The sequence below is a fragment of the Kribbella sp. genome, assembly GCF_035687465.1.
In the GTDB taxonomy this organism is placed as follows: domain Bacteria; phylum Actinomycetota; class Actinomycetes; order Propionibacteriales; family Kribbellaceae; genus Kribbella.
Genome location: NZ_DASRXP010000398.1, coordinates 1 through 7,752 on the forward strand (window position 1 = coordinate 1; position 7,752 = coordinate 7,752).

Here is a 7,752-nt window from a genome sequence, read left to right on the forward strand (position 1 = left end):
GACCCGGTTGATCGGGTCCAGCACCTCGTCGAACGGCGGCCAGTCCTCGACCAGCCCGGCGGCGGACTGCTCACCGGTCGGGGTCAGGTCCGGACGGATGCCCCAGGCACCGATCGCCTCGGCGGTCTTGTCGCCGACCGCCGCGATCTTCAGCCCGGAGAAGGCCCGCGCGTCCAGGCCGTACTCGTCGAACTTCTCCCGGACCGCCTTGACCGCGTTCACCGAGGTGAAGGCGACCCACTCGTAGCGACCCTCGACCAGACCACGGATGGCCTTGTCCATCTGCTGCGGGTTGCGCGGCGGCTCCACCGAGATCGTGGGCACCTCCTCCGGCATCGCGCCGTACCGGCGGAGCCGATCCATCAGCGGGCCGGCCTGGTCCTTGGTGCGCGGCACCAGGATCCGCCAGCCGAACAGCGGCTTGGTCTCGAACCAGGACAGCGCCTCGCGCTGCTCGACCACGGAACCGATCACGATCACGGCCTCGCCGGTCAGCTTGGCGGCCCGGAGATCCGCGACGATCGTGCCCAGGGTGCCGACCACACTCGCCTGCGCGGTGGTCGTCCCGCCGACGGTCGCGGCGACCGGCGTACCGGCGTCGAAGCCGGCCTCGAGCAGCGCGGCGGTGGTCTCCTTCAGGCCCTCGGTCGCGTTCAGCAACACCAGGGTCTGCTTCGGGTATAGCCGGCTGAAGTCGAGCTTGGACTCGGCCAGGTCGAGCACCGTGACCTCGCGCTCGCCCTTCACCGTCAGCGGGATGCCCGCGTACGTCGGGACCGCGCTGACCTCGCTGACCCCGGGGACCACGTTGAAGCTGATCCCGGCCTTGCGGCAGGCGGCTGCTTCCTCGGCCCCACTGGAGAAGGTGAACGGGTCGCCGGTCAGCAGCCGGACCACGTTCGACGAGGTCTTGGCGGTCTTCACCACCAGCCGCGCCCGGGCGGCGACCCGCAGGGCACGGCTGCCTTCGGCACCGGACCCGTCGATCACCTCGATGCCCGGGCGGCAGTAGGCCAGGAACGCGTCGTGCTCCGGACCCTCCACCACCACGGCGTCGGCGCTCGCCAGCACGTCACGACCGGCGATCGTCAGCAGGGCCGGGTCGCCCGGTCCCACCCCGACGAAGGTCACGTGGCCGAGCGGTCTGACTTGCTTGACCGTGCTGGTACTGGCTGCTGCGATCTTCGCCGGCACCTTCTGGGGTGCCGCCTTGGTGGCCGCTGTCTTCGCGATGCTCACGTCTGCCGTCGCCTTTGCCCTTGTCCTGCTCGTCTTACTGCTGGTCGTCGTGCCCCGTGCCGGTGTCATGTCTGCTCCAGCAATTCGTTCGCCAGCGCCCGTCCGACCGCCCGCGGGTCGTCGACCGACCCGTTGGCGGACAGCCGCCGAACGCCGCCCTCCTGGCCGAGCGCTCCCCGGAGCCACAGCTCCGGGCCGTCCTCACCTTCGACCACCTCGGCCAGTGCGCCGACCGGAGCCGTGCACCCTGCCTCGAGGGTGGCAAGCATCTGCCGCTCGGCCGTCACCGCGGCGCGAGTGGCCGGATCCTCCAACGGCGCCAGGGCTTCGAGCACCGCGACGTCGTCGGCACGGCATTCGATGCCCAGGGCACCTTGTCCGGGTGCCGGCAGCACCTGGATCGGGTCCAGCGTCTCGGTGATCTCCGAAAGCCGGCCCAACCTGGCCAACCCTGCCCTTGCGAGCACCACCGCGTCCAATTTGCCATCGGCGACCATCGCGATCCTGGTGTCCACGTTGCCGCGGATCCCGGTCAGCTCCAGCCCCAGGCCGAGCGCGTCGAGCTGGGCCACCCGGCGGGGCGAGCCCGTACCGACCATGGCCCCGGTCTGGAGTTCGCCGAGGGTCAGGCCGTCCCTGGCCACCAGCACGTCGCGCGGATCCTCGCGGACCGGGACGGCACCGATGGTGAGCCCGTCCACCTCGGCCGTCGGCAGATCCTTCAGCGAGTGCACGGCGATGTCGATCTCGTCGGCCAGCAGGGCGTCGCGCAGTGCGCTGACGAAGATGCCGGTGCCGCCGATCTGTTGCAGCGGGGCCTTGTTCGTGTCGCCATGGGTCACGATCGGCACCAGCTCGACCTCGTGCCCGAGTGAACGCAGCGCGTCGGCGATGTGGTTCGCCTGGGCTGTCGCGAGCGCGGAGCGGCGGGTACCGAGCCTGATCATGCGGTTTCGCCTCCGGTGGTCTTGGCTGCTGTCTTGGGGGCGGTGACGGCGTCCACCGCGGCCGGGTCCAGTGCGAACAACTCGCGCAGCGCGTCGGCGTAGGTCGGCCCGCCCGGATCGGCGGCCAGTTCCTTCACCCGCACGGTCGGGGTGTGCAGCACCTTGTCGACCACCCGGTGGACGGTCCGCGAGACCTCTTCGCGCTGGACGTCGTCGAGATTCGGCAGTCTGCGCTCCAGCCGGGCCAGTTCCGCCTCGACCAGTTCGCTGGCCATCGCCCGCAGCGCCACCACGGTCGGCGCGACGGTCGCGGCTCGCCGGGTGGCTTCGAAAGCACCCGTCTCCTCGCCGACGATCCGCCGTACTTCCTCGATGTCCTGCTCGCTGCCGCCCGCAGTACCGGCGAGGTCCGCCAGAGTCACCAGGGTGACGCCGGGAATCCGGGCCGCCGCGGCATCGACGTCCCTGGGCAGGGCGACATCCAGTACTCCGAGGGGCCGCCCGTCGCCGGCGTTGGCGATCATCTCTTCCGTCAGTACTACGCCTCGCGCGCCGGTGCACGACACGACCAGATCGGCCTCGGCGAGAGCCTCGGGCACGTTGGCCAGCTGGATCGCCGTACCGCCGACGCGGTTCGCCAGGGCGACGGCGCGCTCGAAGTTCCGGTTCGCGATGGTGACGCCGGTGGCCCCACCGGCGAGCAGGGTCTGGGCGGCCAGCGACGCCATCGAGCCGGCGCCGACGACCAGCGCCCGACGGCCCTCGAAGCCACCGACCGCCTCCAGCCCGGCGGACACGACCGATCGGCCGGCCGAGTCGATGCCGGTCTCGGTGCGGGCCCGCTTACCGACCCGGAGGGCGTGCTGGAACAGGGCGTTGAGGCTGCTGCCGATCGTCTCCAGGTCCTGGCCGGCGCGCAGCGATTCCTTCACCTGGCCGAGGATCTGGCTCTCGCCGACGATCATCGAGTCCAGGCCGACCGCGACCTGGAAGAGGTGCGCGACGGCGCCTTCCTCGAAGTGCACGTAGAGGTGCTCGGCCAGATCCAGCAGCGGTACGCCGGTGACGTCGGACAGGATCGCGGTGACCTCGTCCATGCCCGCGTGGAAGCGGTCGACGTTCGCGTAGACCTCGGTGCGGTTGCAGGTGGCGACCACGGCCGACTCACTGACAGCCGGGGTGAGTTGAACGGCTAGCGCCAGCTTCGTCGCGGCGTCCGGATCGAGCGCGACACGCTCCAGCACCGAGATGTCCGCACTGCGATGAGAGATGCCGACCACCAGATAACTCACCTGCGACCTCGCTTCGCGTCGGGCGCACATGAGCAGAACTCGCTGTGTTTATTGGTTTGCTCGCTGCGCTCACTCACGCCCCGACACCTCCCCCGACATTCGGCAGATCGGCAGGGACGCCGTTGATCGCTGGTAGTTCGGGCACCTCGGAAAGCGCCGCCTCTCCGGACTTTCGTTGTTCGTGGTACGCCAGGATCTGCAACTCGATCGAGAGGTCCACCTTGCGGATGTCGACACCGTCGGGCACGGACAGCACCACCGGCGCGAAGTTGAGGATGCTGGTCACGCCGGCGGCGACCAGCCGGTCGCACACCTCCTGGGCGGGACCGGCGGGAGTGGTGATGACGCCGATCGAGACCCGGTCGGAGGCGACGATCTCTTCCAGCTCGGCGAAATCGCGGACCACCATGTCACCGATCCGCTCGCCGACCAGCTGCGGATCCGCGTCCAGCAGCGCCACGATCCGGAAGCCGCGGGTGCCGAAGCCGGAGTAGTTCGCCAGCGCGTGGCCCAGGTTTCCGATCCCGACGATGACGACGGCCCAGTCCTGGGTGACGCCGATCTCGCGGGCGATCTGGTAGCGCAGGTACTCGACGTCGTAGCCGACGCCGCGGGTGCCGTAGGAGCCCAGGTAGGACAGGTCCTTGCGGAGCTTGGCCGAGTTGACCCCGGCAGCGGTCGCGAGATCCTCGCTCGACGCGGTGGCGATGCCACTGTCCGACAGCGCGGTCAGGGCCCGCAGGTACACCGGCAAGCGCGCGACAGTGGCCTCGGGAATGCCGCGGTCGGTTCTCGTCGGCGCGCCGGGGCGACGGCTGCGGGCAGGCGTCACAATTCTCCTGGAAATGGTGGTTCAAGATCACCGCCTCACGGCTGGCGACTACCCCACTCTAGGAGCTTGTGAACGTGAGAACAAAATCGAGAAGGCCACCAGTGACCGATGGCACTAAGTTGTCAAGGCCCTCTTGAGCCGAACTGGGTCGACGCGCCAGAAGTCGTGCTGGCGGCCGTCGACGAGGGTGACCGGGATCTGCTCGCCGTACTGCTCGAACAGCGCCGGGTCCTGGGTGATGTCGATCTCGGTCCAGCCGACGCCCAGGTCGGCGCAGACCTGCTCGATGATCGCGCGGGCGTCGTCGCAGAGGTGACAGCCGGGCTTGCCGTAGAGCGTGACCCTCATCGGTCCGCCTCGCGAAGGCGTCCTTTGGCGACCTTGCCGGTGACCGAGTGCGGCAGGTGGTCCACCACCTCGACCTCGACCGGGCACTTGAACCGCGCCAGCCGGGTCGCCGCGAACTCGCGGATCGCGGCCGGATCCAGCGCCGCACCGGTCGCCGGTACGACGAACGCCTTCACCGCTTCCCCGGTCTCCTCGGACGGTACGCCGATCACGGCAGCCTCGCGGACCCCGGGAAAACCGACCAGGACCTCTTCCACCTCACTCGGGAACACGTTGAAGCCGGACACGATGATCAGTTCCCGCAACCGGTCGACCAGGTAGAGGTCTCCGTCGGAGTCGAGATACCCGACATCCCCGGTCCGGTACCAGCCCTGCTCGTCCGGGCCGTCCACCCCGTCGGGCCAGTACCCCGAGAACAGGTTGCCGCCGCGGACCAGGATCTCGCCGGGGTCGTCGCCTTCCACGTCCTCGCCACGCTCGTCGGCGATCCGCAGGTCGACGTTCGGCAGCGGCCGGCCCACCGAGCCGGGTTTCGGCTCGTCCTCACCGAGCGTGGTGGTCACTCCGGGCGAGGCCTCGGTCAGCCCGTAGCCCTGGTGCACGACCAGCCCGGTGGCCTCCTCGAACCGGTCGGCCAGGCCCAGATCAAGGGTGGAGGCCCCGGTGAGGACCACCTTGACCGTCCGCAGGGCATCCTTCAGGTCCGGGCGGACCAGCAGCGCGTTGAGGGCCGGTGGAGCCAGCGGCAGCCGCGTCACGCCGTACCGGCGGATCAGGTCGATGGTGCCGGTCGAGTCGAAGCGCTGGTCGACCACGAGCGCGGCGCCGGTGGCGATCGCCCAGCCGAGGACCGCGTTCAGGCCGAAGGCGTGGAACATCGGGAGCACGCCGAGCACGACATCGTCGGGGCCCATCCGGTCCTCGCCCAGCTCGGTGAGGTTCTTCACGTTTGCCGCCAGCGCGCGGTGAGTGAGCATCGCGGCCCTCGGGTCGCCACTCGTCCCGGACGTGTAGAGCAGCACCGCGAGGGCTTCCGGGTCGGTCTGCGGCGTAAGCGGAGCGTGACCATCGAGCTGGCCGGCCCGGACCACGCGGATGCCCTCGAGCTTGTCGGCGAGGTCCCCGTCGGCGACCGCCAGCCGGGCTCCCGAGTGCTTCACGACAGTGCCGATCTCGGGCTTGGTGAGGCCGGTGTTCAACGGCACCGCGACCAGCCCGGCGCGAAGAACTCCCAGGTAGGACGTGACGAACTCGACACTGTTCGCGAGTAGCAGGATGACCCGGTACCCCGGTACCAGGCCGGCCGCGGAGTACCCCTGGGCGGCCTTGTCCACGGCCTCGTCCAGCTGGCTCCAGGTCAGTCGCCGGTCGCCGTCGACCAGCGCGAGACCTTCGCCGTGACGTCGCGCTGTGTCACGAAGAAGGTCCGCGAAGTTGAAGTTCACCAGACGAGTCTGTCACGCGGCGGGGGACACGTTCTTCCGGCCTCGGACGACATAACGCGCACGGAACGGTTGCAGCGGAGCGTGACGGGAGATATACAGGTGAACTCGTGGGCGACACTCTTCCGGTCCAGGCCCGGTAGAAGCGCCCACACCCTCGCCTCACACGAGGGGCAGGACCCTCGCCTCACACGAGGGGTAGTGGGGAAACAGAGCGCGATGAACCCCGAGAGCAGGCTGCTCCGCACCGCGGACGTAGCCGGCTGGCGCATTCGTGACTACCGGACCGAACGAAGGGCGGCACGCCACCTCCTGTTGACAGCGGGTGTTCCAGGCGTAACGCTCGGTGCTGTCTCAGCCGCTGTGGCCATCCGCGGATGTGTCAGACGTTGACGTGTCAGTTGAACGGGGAGAGAACTTGACGACGCCGGAGCCAAGCCCGGACGGGATGAGACGTGCAGAGCTCGTCGATCGCGCCCAGGCAGGGGACGTCGGTGCGTTCGGCGAGCTGTACGACGAATACTCGCTGACCGTGTATCGCTACATCTACGCCCGGGTGTCCTCCTCCGCGCTCGCGGAGGATCTCACCAGCGAAACCTTCGTCCGGGCACTGCGGGCGCTCGACTCGTTCCGCTGGCAGGGCCGTGACTTCGGCGCCTGGCTGGTGACGATCGCCCGGAACCTGATCACCGACCACTACAAGTCCGGCCGCGTCCGGCTCGAGGTGGTCACGGACGAGATCGAGACGCACGACCGGCAGACCGAGGGGCCGGAGGTCGACGTACTGGCCGCCGCCACCGCCGAGGTACTGCGGGACGCCGTCGCGGCCTTGCCCGACGAGCAGCGAGACTGCCTGACGATGAGATTCTTCGCCGGCCTGTCGATCGCGGAAACGGCCAAGGCGCTCGAGAAATCCGAGGGCGCCGTCAAGCAACTGCAACTGAGGGCCGTCCGGCACTTGGCGAAGGTTATCCCCAAGGACTTGAGGTGAGGCGGATGACAACGAATGTCTTTCGTAACCCGTCAGGGAGTTTCCTCGTTTGCCTGGTGAGGACCTATCGGTGACCCCGATTGGCCATTGAGGAGAACGAGAACCCATGAGTGACCTACACAGGGCTCGAGCGCGCGCGGAGACATTCGCGCACGCCGTCGATCACGGGCCCCGTCACTCTTCGCGACTGAGCGATGACCCTGAGCTGCTGGAAGCTGTGGAACTGGTCGGACGGCTGAGGACCGTCGGAGCAGTCACACCGCGACCGGAGTTCTCTGCCGAGCTGAGGCACCGCCTCCTCGAGCAGGCTGCGGCCCGTGCCGCGACGACGACTCCGACCGTGGTACGCAGCACTCCGGACAGTGAAGATGACCCGCCGCCCCGCGAGGACGACGCGTCCGTGACAGATATCCGCCATCGTCACGGCCGGCGTATCCGGCTAGTGGCCAGTACAGCCGCGCTGGTCCTGCTCGGAGGTGGCATCGGTTCTGCCGCCGCCGCTCAGCAGGCGATGCCCGGCGACACCTTGTACGGGATGAAGCGCAGCATCGAGGCCGTCTCCACCAACGTCAGTGTCGGGGACGACTCCCGGGGCCGGCGCGATCTCGAGCACGCGATGACCCGGCTGTCCGAAGTCCGCGCGCTGGTCGGTGATGGCGGC

The 7,752-nt window shown here is 69.1% G+C and carries 8 protein-coding genes; 2 read left to right on the forward strand and 6 right to left on the reverse strand.

The window, feature by feature from the left end:
• The 6 genes from VFG33_RS20720 to VFG33_RS20745 form a co-directional block, all read right to left on the reverse strand.
• Window positions 1-1,308, reverse strand: a 1,308-nt coding sequence (locus VFG33_RS20720) for a bifunctional uroporphyrinogen-III C-methyltransferase/uroporphyrinogen-III synthase (RefSeq protein WP_325054563.1), incomplete at its 3' end; no start/stop codon positions are given.
• Window positions 1,305-2,186 (reverse strand): hydroxymethylbilane synthase, encoded by an 882-nt coding sequence (gene hemC, locus VFG33_RS20725; RefSeq protein WP_325054564.1) that lies wholly within the window; start codon window positions 2,184-2,186, stop codon window positions 1,305-1,307. The genes VFG33_RS20720 and hemC, both read right to left, overlap by 4 nt.
• Window positions 2,183-3,478: a glutamyl-tRNA reductase gene (locus tag VFG33_RS20730; RefSeq protein ID WP_325054565.1), complete on the reverse strand. Its 1,296-nt coding sequence runs from the start codon at window positions 3,476-3,478 to the stop codon at window positions 2,183-2,185. Before VFG33_RS20730 ends, hemC begins: the two co-directional genes overlap by 4 nt.
• Before the next feature lie 73 nt (window positions 3,479-3,551).
• Window positions 3,552-4,310, reverse strand: coding sequence for a redox-sensing transcriptional repressor Rex (locus tag VFG33_RS20735; protein WP_325054566.1), 759 nt, complete (start codon window positions 4,308-4,310; stop codon window positions 3,552-3,554).
• A gap of 114 nt (window positions 4,311-4,424) precedes the next feature.
• Window positions 4,425-4,658: a glutaredoxin family protein gene (locus tag VFG33_RS20740; protein ID WP_325054567.1), complete on the reverse strand. Its 234-nt coding sequence runs from the start codon at window positions 4,656-4,658 to the stop codon at window positions 4,425-4,427.
• Window positions 4,655-6,103: a class I adenylate-forming enzyme family protein gene (locus VFG33_RS20745; RefSeq protein WP_325054568.1), complete on the reverse strand. Its 1,449-nt coding sequence runs from the start codon at window positions 6,101-6,103 to the stop codon at window positions 4,655-4,657. The genes VFG33_RS20740 and VFG33_RS20745 overlap by 4 nt, the downstream gene beginning before the upstream one ends.
• Before the next feature lie 445 nt (window positions 6,104-6,548).
• On the opposite strand from VFG33_RS20745, the gene VFG33_RS20750 reads away from it, so the two are divergent.
• Both VFG33_RS20750 and VFG33_RS20755 read left to right on the forward strand, forming a co-directional pair.
• Entirely contained in the window at window positions 6,549-7,091 is a 543-nt protein-coding gene (locus VFG33_RS20750) for a sigma-70 family RNA polymerase sigma factor (RefSeq protein ID WP_041289570.1), read from the forward strand.
• Between the two features lie 106 nt (window positions 7,092-7,197).
• On the forward strand, window positions 7,198-7,752 hold a 555-nt coding region (locus VFG33_RS20755), incomplete at its 3' end, for a DUF5667 domain-containing protein (RefSeq protein ID WP_325054569.1).